This is a genomic window from Streptomyces sp. NPDC052064, from assembly GCF_055585925.1.
In genome coordinates this window covers 118,027-132,918 of the sequence record NZ_JBVJJE010000010.1, presented here as the reverse complement: position 1 = coordinate 132,918, position 14,892 = coordinate 118,027, and the positions used below count along the sequence as shown (strand labels likewise).

Annotated in this window: 16 protein-coding genes; 10 read left to right on the top strand and 6 right to left on the bottom strand. The window is 71.7% G+C overall.

The window, feature by feature from the left end:
- The first annotated feature begins 156 nt into the window (after window positions 1–156).
- The 5 genes from ACZ6TU_RS26630 (at window position 157) to ACZ6TU_RS26610 (ending at window position 5,174) form a co-directional block, all read left to right on the top strand.
- Window positions 157–930 carry an MHYT domain-containing protein gene (locus ACZ6TU_RS26630; protein WP_467676101.1) on the top strand — a complete coding sequence of 258 codons (774 nt, stop codon included), beginning with the start codon at window positions 157–159 and terminating at the stop codon, window positions 928–930.
- 182 nt (window positions 931–1,112) lie between these two features.
- Window positions 1,113–3,638, top strand: coding sequence for a sensor histidine kinase (locus ACZ6TU_RS26625; protein ID WP_469551566.1), 2,526 nt, complete (start codon window positions 1,113–1,115; stop codon window positions 3,636–3,638).
- Window positions 3,635–4,072, top strand: coding sequence for a roadblock/LC7 domain-containing protein (locus tag ACZ6TU_RS26620; protein WP_020277336.1), 438 nt, complete (start codon window positions 3,635–3,637; stop codon window positions 4,070–4,072). Before ACZ6TU_RS26625 ends, ACZ6TU_RS26620 begins: the two co-directional genes overlap by 4 nt.
- A 22-nt stretch (window positions 4,073–4,094) precedes the next feature.
- Window positions 4,095–4,505: a DUF742 domain-containing protein gene (locus ACZ6TU_RS26615; RefSeq protein ID WP_274814611.1), complete on the top strand. Its 411-nt coding sequence runs from the start codon at window positions 4,095–4,097 to the stop codon at window positions 4,503–4,505.
- Between the two features lie 63 nt (window positions 4,506–4,568).
- Window positions 4,569–5,174 carry a GTP-binding protein gene (locus ACZ6TU_RS26610; protein WP_467676097.1) on the top strand — a complete coding sequence of 202 codons (606 nt, stop codon included), beginning with the start codon at window positions 4,569–4,571 and terminating at the stop codon, window positions 5,172–5,174.
- A gap of 15 nt (window positions 5,175–5,189) precedes the next feature.
- On the opposite strand, the gene ACZ6TU_RS26605 is transcribed toward ACZ6TU_RS26610, so the two are convergent.
- Window positions 5,190–5,618 (bottom strand): PPOX class F420-dependent oxidoreductase, encoded by a 429-nt coding sequence (locus ACZ6TU_RS26605; RefSeq protein WP_467676095.1) that lies wholly within the window; start codon window positions 5,616–5,618, stop codon window positions 5,190–5,192.
- A gap of 104 nt (window positions 5,619–5,722) precedes the next feature.
- On the opposite strand from ACZ6TU_RS26605, the gene ACZ6TU_RS26600 reads away from it, so the two are divergent.
- The 4 genes from ACZ6TU_RS26600 to ACZ6TU_RS26585 all read left to right on the top strand — a co-directional run bounded on the left by ACZ6TU_RS26600 (window position 5,723) and on the right by ACZ6TU_RS26585 (window position 8,475).
- On the top strand, window positions 5,723–6,136 hold the full coding sequence (locus tag ACZ6TU_RS26600; RefSeq protein WP_467676094.1) for a roadblock/LC7 domain-containing protein: 414 nt from the start codon (window positions 5,723–5,725) through the stop codon (window positions 6,134–6,136).
- Window positions 6,137–6,262: 126 nt separating this feature from the next.
- Window positions 6,263–7,198 (top strand): DUF6397 family protein, encoded by a 936-nt coding sequence (locus ACZ6TU_RS26595; protein WP_469551561.1) that lies wholly within the window; start codon window positions 6,263–6,265, stop codon window positions 7,196–7,198.
- A 109-nt stretch (window positions 7,199–7,307) separates the two neighbouring features.
- A complete protein-coding gene (locus ACZ6TU_RS26590; protein WP_059418957.1) occupies window positions 7,308–7,679 on the top strand; it encodes a VOC family protein in 372 nt (123 codons plus the stop codon).
- 10 nt (window positions 7,680–7,689) lie between these two features.
- The gene (locus ACZ6TU_RS26585; protein ID WP_467676090.1) at window positions 7,690–8,475 is read left to right on the top strand and encodes an Fpg/Nei family DNA glycosylase; all 786 of its coding nucleotides are present in this window, start codon (window positions 7,690–7,692) and stop codon (window positions 8,473–8,475) included.
- 149 nt (window positions 8,476–8,624) lie between these two features.
- Here the strand turns inward: ACZ6TU_RS26585 and ACZ6TU_RS26580 are convergent, their stop codons facing one another.
- The 3 genes from ACZ6TU_RS26580 to ACZ6TU_RS26570 form a co-directional block, all read right to left on the bottom strand.
- Window positions 8,625–9,521 (bottom strand): DMT family transporter, encoded by an 897-nt coding sequence (locus ACZ6TU_RS26580; RefSeq protein WP_467676676.1) that lies wholly within the window; start codon window positions 9,519–9,521, stop codon window positions 8,625–8,627.
- A 128-nt stretch (window positions 9,522–9,649) separates the two neighbouring features.
- The gene (locus tag ACZ6TU_RS26575) at window positions 9,650–10,522 is read right to left on the bottom strand and encodes an acyl-CoA thioesterase (RefSeq protein WP_467676088.1); all 873 of its coding nucleotides are present in this window, start codon (window positions 10,520–10,522) and stop codon (window positions 9,650–9,652) included.
- 37 nt (window positions 10,523–10,559) lie between these two features.
- Window positions 10,560–13,073 (bottom strand): DEAD/DEAH box helicase, encoded by a 2,514-nt coding sequence (locus tag ACZ6TU_RS26570; protein WP_467676086.1) that lies wholly within the window; start codon window positions 13,071–13,073, stop codon window positions 10,560–10,562.
- 145 nt (window positions 13,074–13,218) lie between these two features.
- On the opposite strand from ACZ6TU_RS26570, the gene ACZ6TU_RS26565 reads away from it, so the two are divergent.
- Entirely contained in the window at window positions 13,219–14,013 is a 795-nt protein-coding gene (locus tag ACZ6TU_RS26565) for a metal-dependent hydrolase (RefSeq protein ID WP_467676084.1), read from the top strand.
- A 26-nt stretch (window positions 14,014–14,039) separates the two neighbouring features.
- On the opposite strand, the gene ACZ6TU_RS26560 is transcribed toward ACZ6TU_RS26565, so the two are convergent.
- Together ACZ6TU_RS26560 and ACZ6TU_RS26555 are read right to left on the bottom strand one after the other, a co-directional pair.
- Complete coding sequence (locus tag ACZ6TU_RS26560) at window positions 14,040–14,285, bottom strand: type B 50S ribosomal protein L31 (protein ID WP_059418946.1); 246 nt, start codon at window positions 14,283–14,285, stop codon at window positions 14,040–14,042.
- 35 nt (window positions 14,286–14,320) lie between these two features.
- A complete protein-coding gene (locus ACZ6TU_RS26555) occupies window positions 14,321–14,791 on the bottom strand; it encodes a DUF5709 domain-containing protein (protein WP_467676082.1) in 471 nt (156 codons plus the stop codon).
- Between the last annotated feature and the right edge of the window lie 101 nt (window positions 14,792–14,892).

Below are 14,892 nucleotides of genomic sequence, written 5' to 3'. Positions count from 1 at the left end.
CACCGGCACGAATGATTCCTCACCGGCACGGATGACGCCTCAGTGCACACGTTCGAGCGTGACTCGATCGTTCCGGTACATCCTTGCGTCATATTCCAACACCTTTCGAAATGCGTCCCCTTCGTGCGCCCCTGCCGGGTCTAGCGTCCCGGGGTCATGGGACACCTGGACCACGCCGCCCTGGGGTGGCTGACCCCCGCGCTGTCGTACGTGATGGCCTGCATAGGCGCCGCCCTCGGGCTGCGCTGCACCGTCCGTGCGCTCGCCGCCACCGGGCGCTCGCGCCGCAACTGGCTCGTCACCGCCGCCTCGGCGATCGGCACCGGCATCTGGACCATGCACTTCGTGGCCATGCTCGGTTTCAGCGTCGCCGGCACCGATATCCGCTACGACGTGCCGCTCACCCTGTTGAGCCTCCTCGTCGCCATGGTCGTCGTCTGCCTCGGCGTCTTCGCCGTCGGCTACGGCCGGGACCGCGGCCGGGCCCTGCTGATCGGCGGGCTCACCACCGGCCTCGGCGTCGCGAGCATGCACTACCTGGGCATGGCGGCCGTCCGCCTCCACGGCGACGTGACCTACGACCCGGTGCTCGTCGGGCTGTCCGTCCTGATCGCCGTCGTCGCCGCGACGGCGGCCCTGTGGGCGGCGCTCAACATCAAGTCGCCCGTCGCGGTCACCCTTGCCTCCCTGATCATGGGCGCGGCCGTCAGCAGCATGCACTACACCGGGATGTTCGCGGTGAGCGTGCGCGTGACGCCCTCCGGGGAGGCACTGCCCGGGGCCACGGCGATGCAGTTCATCTTCCCCCTCGCCGTCGGCCTCGGGTCCTACCTCTTCCTGACCTCCGCCTTTGTCGCGCTGTCGCCGACAGCAGGGGAGCGTGAGGCGTCCGCGTCGGCCCAGCGGCCGGTCGAAAGCGTCGCCCGTTAGCCGCGACCGAGGCCCGGCGGGGCGGGCGACAGGCCCTCTGGACGGCACGCCCCGCGGTCTGAACGGCACGCCCCACGGTCCTGAAGGCACGCCCCACGGTTTGGACGGCAGGTCCCGAAGCCCGGACGGCACGCCCCGAAGCCGGGGTGACACGCCCCGAACCACCCCCGAGCGAGGAGTCCATGCGTATACCCCGTAGGACCCCCACAGCCGGCGCCGAGGCGCCGCCCCCGCCCGTGCGCGGCCGACGCGCACATGCCGGACCACCGGCCGACGAGGGCGCCGAGGCGCCCTCGGGGGCCGCACCGGACGGAGCGTCCACGCACGCGGAGGGCTGGCACATACGCCCCCGTACCGTGCGCGCCAAGATCGTCTGCCTGTTGATGGTGCCGGTCGTCTCCCTCCTGGCCCTGTGGGCCCACGCCACCGTCACCACCGCCCAGGACGTCTCCCGGCTCCGGCAGGTCCAGCGCGTGGACGCCGTGGTCCGCGCCCCCGTCTCCGCCGCGGTCGCCGCCCTCCAGGCCGAACGCGCTGCCGCCGTACGCCGCGCCACCGACCCCTCCGCCGCAGGGACCGACGAACTGGACGAACTCGCCCGGCGCACCGACCGGGCCGTCGCGAAACTGCGGCTCGGCGAGAACAGCACCGTCGCCGACAGCGAGGAGCTGCCCGCCGGAGTCGCCCGCCGGCTGGAGGCGTTCGTCGCCCGTGCTGAGCAACTGCGTTCGCTGCGGACCGAGGTGCGGGACCGGCGCGCGGGCTGGGCCGAGACGTACAACCGCTACACCCGGACCGTCTCGGAGGCTCTCGGCGTCGGCGGTGCCCTCACCGGAATCCAGGACGCCGACCTCGGCTCCGACGCGCGCGTGCTGCTCGAATTCTCCCGCGCCGGCGAGGCGTTGGCCCGGGAGGACGCGCTGCTGGCGAGTGCCCGCCTGTCCGGCACCCTGACCGGGGAACGGCTCCGGCTCTTCACCGGCGCCGTCGACCTGCGCCGTACCCTGACCGAGTCGGCCGTCGCCGACCTGCGCGGCACCGAACGCTCCGCGTGGAACTCCCTAGCCGACAGCAGCGCCTACGCCGGGCTGGGCGACGCCGAGGACGGGATCCTGGCCGGCGGACCGGGCGCGAAGGCGATCGAGGCGACACCCGAAAGCACCTGGAACACCGCCCACGGGCGTGTGCAGAACGGTATGCGCACGATCGAGGACGACGCCGCACGAGGCGTCGCGGAACGGGCCGACCCGTTCACCCGGGGACTGCTCACCCCGGCCGGTGCGGCCGTCCTGCTCGGCCTCGCCGCCGTCGCCGCCTCGCTCGTCATCTCCGTACGCATCGGCCGCGGACTCGTGGTGGAGCTCGTGAGCCTGCGCAACAGCGCCCTGGAGATCGCCCGGCGCAAACTCCCGGAGGCCATGCGGAGACTGCGCGCGGGCGAGGAGATCGACATCCGCGCCGAGGCACCGCCGGGACCGGCCGCCGAGGACGAGACCGGGCAGGTCGCCGAGGCCCTCGGCACCGTCCACCGTGCCGCGCTGCGGGCCGCCGTCGAGCGCGCCGAACTGGCCAGCGGCATCTCCGGCGTCTTCGTCAACCTCGCCCGCCGCAGCCAGATCCTCGTCCACCGGCAGCTGAGTCTCCTCGACAGCATGGAACGCCGCTCCGACGACCCGAACGAACTGAGCGACCTCTTCCGCCTCGACCACCTCACCACCCGTATGCGGCGCCACGCGGAGAGCCTGATCATCCTCTCCGGAGCGGCCCCCGGCCGGGCCTGGCGCAGGCCCGTCTCCCTGACCAACGTGGTCCGCGCGGCCGTCTCCGAAGTGGAGGACTACGCGCGCGTGGAGGTACGGCAACTCCCCGAGGCGGCCGTCGTCGGCGCGGCCGTGGCCGACCTCACGCACCTCCTCGCCGAGATCATCGAGAACGCCGCCCAATTCTCGCCGCCCCACACGCGCGTGCGCGTCACCGGCGAACCCGTCGGCAACGGCTACGCCGTCGAGGTCGAGGACCGCGGCCTCGGCATGGGCAAGGAGACCCTCGCCGAGGCCAACCGCCGCATCGAGCAGTCCGAGGCGCTCGACCTGTTCGACAGCGACCGGCTCGGCCTGTTCGTGGTCAGCAGGCTCGCCGCCCGACACGGCATCAAGGTCCACCTGAGGACCTCGCCGTACGGCGGCACCACCGCGGTCGTCCTGGTGCCCACCGCCCTGCTGCACACCGGGGCGGCGGAACGTGCCCACGGCGAAGAGGTGCACGCGCGGCAGCCCGAGGAACGCGCCCACGCGCGCGTGCCCGACGGCATCCCGCATCAGGACACCGTCCCCGACGCCGTCCCGGCACCGGCCGACCGGCGCGCCCTGGTGGCTCCCGTCCCGGCCGTCGCGGAGACCACGAGCCACACCCCACCCCCAGGAGTCGCCACCTTGCGACTGCACCGGCCCCAGGAGCAGCCCGAAAGCTCCGACGACCTCCCGCGTCGCGTACGGCAGGCCAGCCTCGCACCCCAACTGCGCGAGGGGCGCCCCGAGGAGCCACCGCACTCGCCCGCACCCCGGGACGACGAACGCACCCCCGAGCTCGTCCGGGACCGCATGGCGGCGTACCGCGACGGCTGGACGCGCGGCGGCGGCAGGCGACCCGGCCGCGGAACCACTCCCGGCCCGACGGGCAGCGACAGCTTCGAAGGAGACCCCGCATGATCCAGGACCCGAGCACGCATTCCGCCCGGAGCTCCGGCGAACTCGACTGGCTGCTGGACGATCTGGTTCTCCGCGTGAGCGAGATACGGCACGCCGTGGTGCTGTCCAACGACGGCCTGGCCGTGGGCGCCTCGACCGACCTGCGCCGCGAGGACGCCGAGCACCTCGCCGCGGTCGCCTCGGGCTTCCACAGCCTCGCCAAGGGAGCCGGACGGCACTTCGGTGCCGGCGGTGTCCGCCAGACCATGGTGGAGATGGACGAGGGTTTCCTGTTCGTGGCCGCGGCGGGCGACGGATCGTGCCTCGCCCTCCTCACCGCCGTGACCGCCGACATCGGCCTCGTGGCGTACGAGATGGCACGGCTGGTCAAACGCGTCGGCGAGCACCTCGGCACCGCGCCCCGTGTCGGCGCCCGGCCGCCCGCCGCCGGATGAACCGAGAGGGCGGTCCGCGCAGATGACCGAGGACATGACGGGCACCCCGCCCGAGCAGGGCAGCCAGTGGTACGACCACGAGGCCGGCCCGCTCGTCCGGCCCTACGCCATGACGGGCGGCCGCACCCGGCCCGGCCCCACCGGCGTGCGGTTCGACCTGATCGCCCTGGTCACGCTGGACCCGGCCGCGCCCGGCGTGGACGACGTCCCGCTCGGTCCGGAACACCGGACCCTCCTCGACCTGTGCCGTACGGAGACCCAGTCGGTCGCCGAACTCGCCGCGGGCGCGGACCTGCCCGTGGGCGTCGTCAGGGTCCTCCTCGGCGACCTCCTGGAACTCGGCTGCGTCACCGTCAGCCGCCCCGTGCCACCGGCACAGCTGCCCGACGAGCGCATTCTGCGCGAGGTGATCGCGGGACTGAGGGCGCTGTAGACGCCGGCACACCACCCACGTACTCACCTCACCCCTTGCCGGCACTCCCGAGAGAAGTGATCAATGGTCTCCGAGCACTCCGACGCCACCGGCGACGAGAGCTCCGCACTGGCGTTGAAGATACTGGTCGCCGGCGGGTTCGGCGTGGGCAAGACCACCCTGGTGGGCGCCGTCAGCGAGATCCGGCCGCTGCGCACCGAGGAACTGCTCAGCGAAGCCGGCCGGTTGGTGGACGACACCGACGGCGTGGTCCACAAGACCACCACGACCGTCGCCATGGACTTCGGACGCATCACCATCCGCTCCGGCCTCTCCCTGTACCTGTTCGGCACGCCGGGCCAGGACCGGTTCTGGTTCCTCTGGGACGAGTTGTCGCAAGGGGCGCTCGGCGCGGTGGTCCTCGCGGACACCCGTCGCCTGGAGGACTGCTTCCCCGCGGTCGACTACTTCGAGCACCGGCGCATCCCGTTCGTGGTGGCTGTCAACTGCTTCGCGGGCGCCCGGCGGCACGGCGCCCCGGACGTCTCGCGCGCCCTCGACCTCGACCGGGGCACACCGGTGGTGTTGTGCGACGCCCGTGACCGCGATTCGGGGAAGGAGGTTCTGATCCGGCTCGTCGAGTACGCCGGGCGGATGCACACCGCCCGGCTCCTCGACTCGGTCGGCTGACCGGGTGCCTCTCTGTCAGTCCGCGACGTCCCGCTCCGCCAGGACCCTGTCGATGGCGACACGGACGAGGAGTTCGCCCGGGACGCCGTTGCGCGCGCCGAACTCCTCGGCGCGCTCCTCGCCCATGTACCGGGCGCCGATGCGGGTGGCCCAGTGCCGTATCTCGTCGAGGTCCTCCGAGACGCTGGCACGGCCCCGCACCACCACGAAGGAGTACGGCGGCCGGTCGTCGTCCACACACAGGGCGACCCGGCCGTCACGGGTGATATTGCGCCCCTTCACACTGTCTTTGCCGGTGTTGAACACCAGCTCGTCGCCGTCCAGGACGAACCAGATCGGGGTCACGTGCGGGCTACCGTCGGCCCGTACCGTGGAGAGCTTTCCGGTGCGGGTGCCGTAGGAAACGAACTCCCGCCATTGCGCGTCGGTCATCTTCTCTGCCATGGCTCCCATCCTCCTTGCCCCGGCAGCGGTCGTGGGGAAGGCTGACGTGGAGATCCTCCGGCCAGGAGGAGAATCGCACGGGGAGAAAACGGGGAGATCGGAACATGGCGCAGAACCAGGGACTGGACTGGCTGCTGGACGACCTGACCGAGCGAGTCCACCAGGTGCGGCACGCACTGGTCCTGTCCAACGACGGCCTGGTGACAGGGGCGAGCACCGGACTGCGCCGCGAGGACGCGGAGCATCTCGCGGCCGTGTCGTCCGGACTGCACAGCCTTGCCAAGGGCTCGGGACGGCACTTCGGCGCGGGCAGCGTACGCCAGACGATGATCGAGTTCGACGACGCGGTGCTCTTCGTCACCGCGGCCGGCACGGGCAGTTGTCTGTGCGTCCTCAGCGGCGCGGAGGCCGACATCGGCCAGATCGCATACGAGATGACCCTTCTGGTCAACCGGGTCGGCGAGCACCTCGATGTGGATGCGCGCCAGCCTGAACGGAAATCGGAAACAGGCATCTGACCTGCATGTTCGTCATCCCCCGCGGAGTTATCCACAGGCTCGCCACGAGATCCGCCGAAGCGGCTACGGTTTTTTCACGGCGACCGCACACGGCGTGAGCCGCTGACTCCACGGGGGAGACCGACCATGTCAGGCACCATCGCGAAACCCGACCGCCTCACCTGCCCCCCGAGCCGGGCCGCCCGCGAACTCGACCTCAGGCGGGGCGAGTTCGACCTGGCAGTGAATCTCGGACTCATCCGGACCGTTCTCGACGCAGGAGGCGGAGGCCGACGGGTCGCCCGCGGTGAGATCGACCGGCTGCGCGCCGAGGCCGGCTTCCCGGAAGCACTGCGCGAGCGCGTCGCGACCGCGGGCACCCATGAGGGCGCCAAGCTCATGGGCGTGACGCCCACCAGGTTCACGAGCCTCGCGCGCTTCGGCCTGCTCGTGCCCGTGCGCTTCCATCTGAACCGCTACCGCACCGTCGTCTGGCTCTATCCGGTCGAGGAGCTACGGCAGTTCGCGGCCCAGGAGAGCAACGCCCGGCTGCTGACCGGCCGCACACCCGCGGAGGTGCGGGAAGGGCTGAAGGCGGGGCTGGACCGGCGGCCCCGCAACTGGCGGGGACGGCACATCGGGTTCCTGCTGCGGCAGGCGGGAGACGACCTGTGGGCGCACGCGGCGGCCGTCGCCTGCCTCCTCGATCCGGCCGACGTGGCGGACGTCGTCGAGGACCCGTACGAGCGAGCCCACCTGAACCGCTGCCGCCCCCGGCTCCCGGCACACGGCGTGCCCGGTTCACCCGCCGCCGACCGGGCCCAGGAGCTCATGACGGCGAGCGAGCCGGACGAAGTGGCCTGCTTCCGTGCGGACCTCGCCCACACGATGGAATCGGCCCGAAGGCAACACCCGGCACCACGCCCGGCCCCGGATCCGGCCCCAGGGCAGGTTCCGGCCCCGACCACGGCGCCGGAACCGGTCGCGGCTCCGGCGGAAGACCGGTCCGTGCCCCCGGATCACACGCCTTCCCGCGGCCTCCTGGGCTGGCTGCGCCGCAGAGGCCGGCGCCCTACGGGGTGACCCTGACCCGCCTGGGCGAGGGCGCGCCGCTGCCGTTCGCCCGATAAGCGATGAGTTTCCGGATGCATCCCGGTCCGACCTGTGAGGAGACTATGTCCGGGAGGCGATCATGTTCGGAACGACGAAGGCGTACAGCGGTTTCTCCGTGAACGACATCGAGGCGGCCAGGAAGTTCTACGGCGACACGCTGGGGCTCCGCGTCTCGGAAGAGCACGGCATGCTGATCCTGCACATCGCGGGCGGCCGGGACATCCTGGTCTACCCGAAGGAGGATCACACCCCGGCGACCTACACCATTCTCAACTTCCCCGTCGACGACATCGAGGCGGCGGTCGACGAGCTGAGCAGAAGGGGGGTGCGTTTCGAGCGCTACGACCACCTCAAGGCGGACGACAAGGGCATTTTCCGCGGTGGCGGCCCGCTGATCGCGTGGTTCACCGACCCGGCGGGGAACGTGCTGTCCGTCCTCCAGGAATCCTGACCCGCCGGTCATGCCCGAGCTGCCCGACGTCGAGGGCTTCCGGCAGGTGCTCGAGTCCTGTGCGAAGGGACGGGTCGTGCGGCGTGTCGAAGTGCGGGACGCGGGCGTACTCCGCGGGGTCGGGGTGCGGGGCCTGCGCGACGCGCTGGAGGGGCGGCGGTTCGGCACACCGGAGCGGCACGGCAAGTGGCTGCTCGCCCGCACCGGCGGCCCCACCCTGGTGCTGCACTTCGGCATGACCGGCCGGCTGGTCTGCTCTCGTCCCGATGACGCCGTCGAGGCCCACGACCGTGTGCTGTTCACCCTGAGCGGCAACCGTCAGCTGCGCTTCCGGGACCAGCGCAAGCTCCAGGGCCTGTGGCTGGCGCACGACGCCTCCGCCCTCGATCGGCTGCTCGGAAGGCAGGGCCCCGACGCGATGGCGGTGGACCGTGCGGAGTTCGAGGCCGTGCTCTCGTCGCGCCGAGGTCATCTGAAGAGCGCGCTCACCGACCAGTCCGTCCTGGCCGGCCTAGGCAATCTGCTCGCCGACGAGATCCTGTGGCGCGCCCGGCTGCGTCCCGACCGCCGGACGCGTGAGCTCACCGAGGACGACCGTCGTCGCCTGTACAGCGAGATGCGCAGAACCCTGCGATCTGCCGTCAGCGCCGGCTGCGTGCCGCCGCGGGACTCCTGGCTCACCGGGCGTCGTGACGACCCCGACCCCAGGTGCCCGCGCTGCGGCAGCGGTCTGCGCCGGTCCCGCATGGCGGGCCGCGGCACGGTGTGGTGCCCGCGGTGTCAGCCGGAGGGGTGATCCGTCAGGCCAGGACCGGTCAGTCGCCGGACGTCAGGACAGCGTCCGGGCCGGCCCGGACCGGACCGGGCCAGGTCAGTCGGCGACTCCCTTCGTCCTCAGGGCGGTCCCGGCACTCATGGCACTCCTGATTCTCAGGGCCCTGGCCCTCATGGCACTCCCGCCGTCCGGTGTTCCTCGTCCGGTGCCACGAGCGACCGCGTGAACGGAATCCGCGACAGGGTGAGCACTCCGGCGGCGATCAGGGCGACGCCGAACAGCTGGGGCAGCAGCCACCACCCGGTGCGGACCGTCTCCTCGTACAGGGTGATGCCGAGGGCGAGGCTCACCGTCGCGTCACCGAGAGTGAGCGCGGGCTGCGAGGCGACCAGTGGGCCGGCCTGCATCGCGTTCTCCAGCAGGAACAGCGCGCACACGCCGGTCGCGGCGAAGGCGTAGGTCTGCCAGGCGGTGAGGAACCCCACGAGTCCCTGCTCGTCGAGGATGTGGGTGGCGGCCTTCATCAGCGCCGCGGTCACCGCGTAGCTGATCGCCGTCGCGGCACCCAGGCACGCGGCCCGGGCCCGCCCCTCAGGCCGCCGCAGGGCGGCGACGGCGAGGCCGGTGACCGCCGCCGCGCACACGGCGAGCGCGGGGATCCAGCGGTCCAGCTCCACATGGGTGCGATTGCCGGTGGGTGACGCGGCGGCGAGCGCGACCGCCAGGCCGGCCACCACCACCGTCACGGCCAGCCAGCCCGTGCGCGGCAGATGCCGGTGCATCAGCAGCGACGCGACGATGAGGGTCAGCGGCAGCTCCAGCACGAACAGCGGCTGCACGATCGTCAGCGGCCCGGTCGCCAGCGCCAGCGCCTGACAGACGGCGGCGCCGATCACCGCGAGGATGCCGGCCAGCCAGACGGGCCGGCGCAGCAGGTCGGCGATCAGCCCGGCTCTGAGTCCCTGGGAGCGTGGCACGGTGAGCGCCGCCTTGCGCTGCAACACCGTCGCGACGGCGTTACTGAGGGCCGCGCAGACCGCGAACACGACGGGGAGCACGGTGTGCAGCGTGGCCACCTCCCGGATCGGCGGGCGTGTGACGCCGGCAGAAGTGCCTCCTCCTGCCATGGTCGCCGGAACCGGGCACGGCCGCGATCGGAACCCCGAACGGTGGCCCCGACCGGCACATGACCAGGTCAGTCGAGCTTGCGGAAGAGCCCCTCCTGCACGACCGACACGACCAGCCGGCCCTCACGGTCGTAGATCCGGCCCCGGGCCAGACCGCGGCCGCCGACCGCGATGGGCGACTCCTGGTCGTACAGCAGCCAGTCGTCGGCCCGGAACGGGCGGTGGAACCACATGGCGTGGTCCAGTGACGCCATGTCGAAGCCCCGCGGGCCCCACAGCGGCTCGACCGGAATGCGGACGGCGTCCAGGAGGGTCATGTCGCTGGCGTAGGTGAGGGCGCAGGTGTGCACGAGCGGGTCGTCGCCGAGCGGCCCGACCGCGCGCATCCACACGGCGCTGCGCGGCTCGGCGTCCGCGACCTCCTCGGTGGTCCAGCGCAGCCGGTCCACATAGCGGATGTCGAAGGGCTGGCGGCGGGCCATCCGCTCCAACTGCTCGGGCAGCGCACCCAGATGCTCCCGGATCTCGTCCGTGACCGTGGGCAGCGACTCCGGGTCCGGGACCTTGCGGGCCGGTGGCAGCTGGTGCTCGAAGCTGCCCTCCTCCGGCTTGTGGAAGGAGGCGGTGAGATTGAAGATCGTGCGGCCCTGCTGCACGGCCGTGACCCGGCGGGTCGTGAACGACCGCCCGTCGCGCACCCGCTCGACCTGGTAGACGATCGGCACGCCCGGGATGCCCGGGCGCAGGAAGTACGCGTGCAGCGAGTGCACGGGACGTTCGCCGTCCGTGGTGCGGCCGGCGGCGACCATCGCCTGGCCCGCCACCTGGCCGCCGAAGACCCGCTGGAGGGACTCCTGCGGGCTGCGGCCACGGAAGATGTTGACCTCGATCTGCTCCAGATCGAGCAGGTCGACCAGTCTCTCGGCCGGATTCGTCGTCATGGGTGGGAATCTCCTGTGCTCGCTGCTGCCGGGCCGTTCACAGCTGGCCGACGTCGGTGACCCGGACGACCGCGCGGCCCTCCGCGTCGGAGGCGGTCAGGTCGACCTCCGCGCTGATGCCCCAGTCGTGGTCGCCGTTCGGGTCGTGGAAGATCTGCCGGACCCGCCACAGGGCGTTCTCCGGCTCCTCCTCGATGATCAGCAGCTTGGGGCCGCGCGCGTCGGGGCCGGTGCCGAGGTCGTCGTACTCGTCCCAGTACTTGTCCATCGCCTCGCCCCACGCGTCGGCGTCCCAGCCGGACTCCGCGTCCATCTCGCCCAGTTCCCCGACCTGGTCGAGGGCGGCCAGCTCGACCCGGCGGAACATGGCGTTGCGGACCAGGACGCGGAAGGCACGCGCGTTGGCGGTGACCGGCTTGACCTCGTCGGCCTTCTCCTGGGCCTCCTCGGCGGTCATCTCCTCCGGGTTGGCGAGCTGCTCCCACTCGTCCAGCAGGCTGGAGTCGACCTGGCGCACCATCTCGCCCAGCCACTCGATCAGGTCCTGCAGGTCCTCGGACTTGAGGTCGTCCGGGACGGTGTGGTCGAGGGCCTTGTAGGCGCTGGCCAGGTAGCGCAGCACGATGCCCTCGGTGCGCGCCAGCTCGTAGTGGGACACCAACTCCGTGAAGGACAGCGCCCGTTCGTACATGTCCCGGATGACCGACTTCGGCGACAGCGGATGGTCACCGACCCAGGGGTGGCTCTTGCGGTACGTGTCGTACGCGTGGAAGAGCAGCTCCTCCAGTGGCTTCGGGTACGTGATGTCCTGGAGACGCTCCATGCGCTCCTCGTACTCGACGCCGTCCGCCTTCATCGCGGCCACGGCCTCACCGCGCGCCTTGTTCTGCTGGGCGGCGAGGATCTGCCGCGGGTCGTCCAAAGTGGACTCGACCACGGACACCATGTCGAGCGCGTACGACGGCGATTCGGGGTCGAGCAGCTCGAACGCGGCGAGCGCGAAGGTGGACAGCGGCTGGTTGAGCGCGAAGTCCTGCTGGAGGTCGACGGTGAGGCGGACGACGCGGCCGGTCGCGTCCGGCTCGTCGAGCTTCTCGACGATGCCGCCGTCCAGCAGCGAGCGGTAGATCGCGATGGCCCGGCGGATGTGCCGCAGCTGCTGCTTGCGCGGCTCGTGGTTGTCCTCCAGCAGGTGGCGCATCGCCTCGAAGGCGTTGCCGGGGCGGGCGATCACCGACAGCAACATCGTGTGCGTCACCCGGAACCGGGAGGTCAGCGGCTCCGGTTCGGAGGCGATGAGCTTCTCGAAGGTCTGCTCCGACCACGCGACGAAGCCCTCGGGGGCCTTCTTGCGGACGACCTTGCGGCGCTTCTTCGGATCGTCGCCCGCCTTGGCGAGCGCCTTCTCGTTCTCGACGACGTGCTCGGGCGCCTGCGCGACGACGAAGCCCTCCGTGTCGTAACCGGCCCGACCGGCACGCCCCGCGATCTGGTGGAACTCCCGGGCCCGCAGGGTGCGGACGCGGGTGCCGTCGTACTTGGTGAGGGCCGTGAACAGAACCGTGCGGATGGGGACGTTGACGCCCACGCCGAGCGTGTCCGTGCCGCAGATGACCTTCAGCAGGCCGGCCTGCGCGAGCTTCTCCACCAGCCGGCGGTACTTGGGCAGCATGCCGGCGTGATGGACGCCGATGCCGTGCCGGACGTAACGGGAGAGGTTGCGGCCGAACTTCGTGGTGAAGCGGAAGTTGCCGATCAGCTCGGCGATCTTCTCCTTCTCCTCGCGCGAGCACATGTTGATGCTCATCAGCGCCTGCGCCCGTTCCACGGCCTGCGCCTGCGTGAAGTGCACGATGTAGACGGGCGCCTGCCGGGCCCCCAGCAGGTCGGTGAGCGTCTCGGTGAGCGGGGTGTAGCGGTACTCGTACGACAGGGGCACCGGGCGGGTCGCCGAGCGGACCACCGCCGTGGGGCGGCCCGTGCGGCGGGTGAGGTCCTTCTCGAAGAAGGAGACGTCGCCGAGCGTCGCCGACATCAGCACGAACTGCGCCTGCGGCAGTTCCAGGATCGGGATCTGCCAGGCCCAGCCGCGGTCGCCCTCCGCGTAGAAGTGGAACTCGTCCATCACGACCTGGCCGACGTCCGCCTGCTTGCCGTCGCGCAGCGCGATCGACGCGAGCACCTCGGCGGTGCAGCAGATCACGGGGGCGTCGGCGTTGACGGACGCGTCGCCGGTCAGCATGCCGACGTTCTCCGTGCCGAAGATCTTGCACAGTTCGAAGAACTTCTCCGACACCAGTGCCTTGATCGGGGCGGTGTAGAAGGTGACCTCGTCCCGGGCCAGCGCGGCGAAGTGCGCGCCCGCCGCGATCATGCTCTTGCCGGACCCGGTGGGCGTCGACACGATCACGTTCGCGCCGGAGACCACCTCGATCAGCGCCTCCTCCTGGTGGGGATAGAGCGTGAGACCCCGCTCACCGGCCCACGACTCGAAGGCTTCGTACAGGGCGTCGGGGTCGGCGGTCCGCGGCAGCTGATCGATGAGGGTCACGCCCCCCATCTTGCCTGGCCTCCTGCCCGATGGGGGAATCGGCTGCGGGCACGAAGATCGCGAACGCTACGCTGTGTCGCCGACGGGATGTCAGCGCGCCGGTCAACTGGACAGCGGTACACGAGGAATGGGGCGGGCAACGCCGATGATGGGACCAGCACACTCACTGTCGGGGGCCGCCGCCTGGCTCGGCGTCGGTGCGGCGGCCGCCGCGGCCGGGCACCCGATGCCCTGGCCGGTCCTCCTCGTCGGCGCCCTGATCTGCGCCGGTGCCGCGCTCGCCCCGGACCTCGACCACAAGGCGGCCACCATCTCGCGGTCCTTCGGACCGCTGTCGCGCTGGCTGTGCGAGGTCGTCGACAAGCTGTCGTACGCCGTCTACAAGGCCACCAAGAAGCAGGGCGACCCGCGTCGCTCCGGCGGGCACCGAACGCTCACGCACACCTGGCTGTGGGCGGTCCTGATCGGTGCGGGCACCTCGGTCGTGGCGATCACCAGCGACCGCTGGGGGGTGCTGGCGGTCCTCTTCGTGCACATGGTGCTGGCCATCGAGGGTCTGCTGTGGCGGGCGACGCGCGGCTCCAGCAGCGAGGTCCTGGTGTGGCTGCTGGCCGCGGCCACCGCGTGGATCCTCGCGGGCGTCCTGGACAAGCCGGGCAACGGCGCGGACTGGCTGTTCACGTCGCCGGGACAGGAGTACCTGTGGCTGGGGCTGCCGGTCGTGCTGGGCGCGATCGTGCACGACATCGGGGACGCGCTGACCGTCTCCGGCTGCCCGATCCTGTGGCCGATCCCTGTCGGGCGCAAGCGCTGGTACCCGGTCGGGCCGCCGAAGTTCATGCGGTTCCGGGCGGGCAGCTGGGTCGAGCTCAAGGTGCTGATGCCGGTGTTCATGCTGCTCGGCGGGGTGGGCTGCGCGGCGGCGCTCAACGTCATCTGACCGTCGGCCGAGCCGGAGGACAGGGCTCAGCGGCCGCCGTACCGCCGCTCGAACGCGGCGACCCGGCCCTCCGAGTCCACCGTGCGGGCCTTGCCCGTGTAGAAGGGGTGGCTCTCCGAGGAGATCTCCACGTCCACGACCGGGTAGGTCTCGCCGTCGTCCCACTCGATGGTCTGGTCGCTGGTCGCGGTGGACCGGGTCAGGAACGCGTAACCGGCGGCCCGGTCGCGGAAGACGACGGCGTGGTAATCGGGGTGCTTGTCCTGCTGCATGGATGCTCCTGGTGCGGCTCTGGCCGGTGCTGGGATCAGCCGGGCAGGGTGTCCTCGTCGACGATGTGCACGGCTGCCTCCTCGGCCGACGCCGCCGCGCCGTCGATGCCCACGTCCATCGCGACCAGCGCGCTCTCCTCGTCCTCGTGCGCGCCCTCGTCGGGGGCCACGAGCCGGCCGGAGCGGGCGGCGCCGACCTCGTTGTCCAGGAGTTCCCCGTCGGTGCCCTGGCAGTCCCCGAGACCGTCACCGTCCGGGGCGACGGGCTCCGGCAGCTCCTCGGCGAGCCGCTGGTCCAGCGTCTCGCCCTGCCGCCGCTCCGCCGCCGTGACGCCGCTGTGCTCCACGGCCCAGGGCCGCTCGGGAGGGGACCAGCCCCGGTCGAGGGGATCGTCGACGCCGTCGTACTCCAGGGTGTCCTCGGCGTCGAGCAGCCCCGTGTCCTCTCTCTGCTCGGATGGTTCCGGCTGGTAGACGTCGTCGCCCCAGCCGTCGGAGCTCTTCACGGGTACCTCCAGGGGGTGGGGCGGGCCCGCTCACACGGGGCCCGCGCCGGGCCGCCGCCACACGGAGCACTGACGCCGCCCGCCGCCGAGCCGCTGCCGCG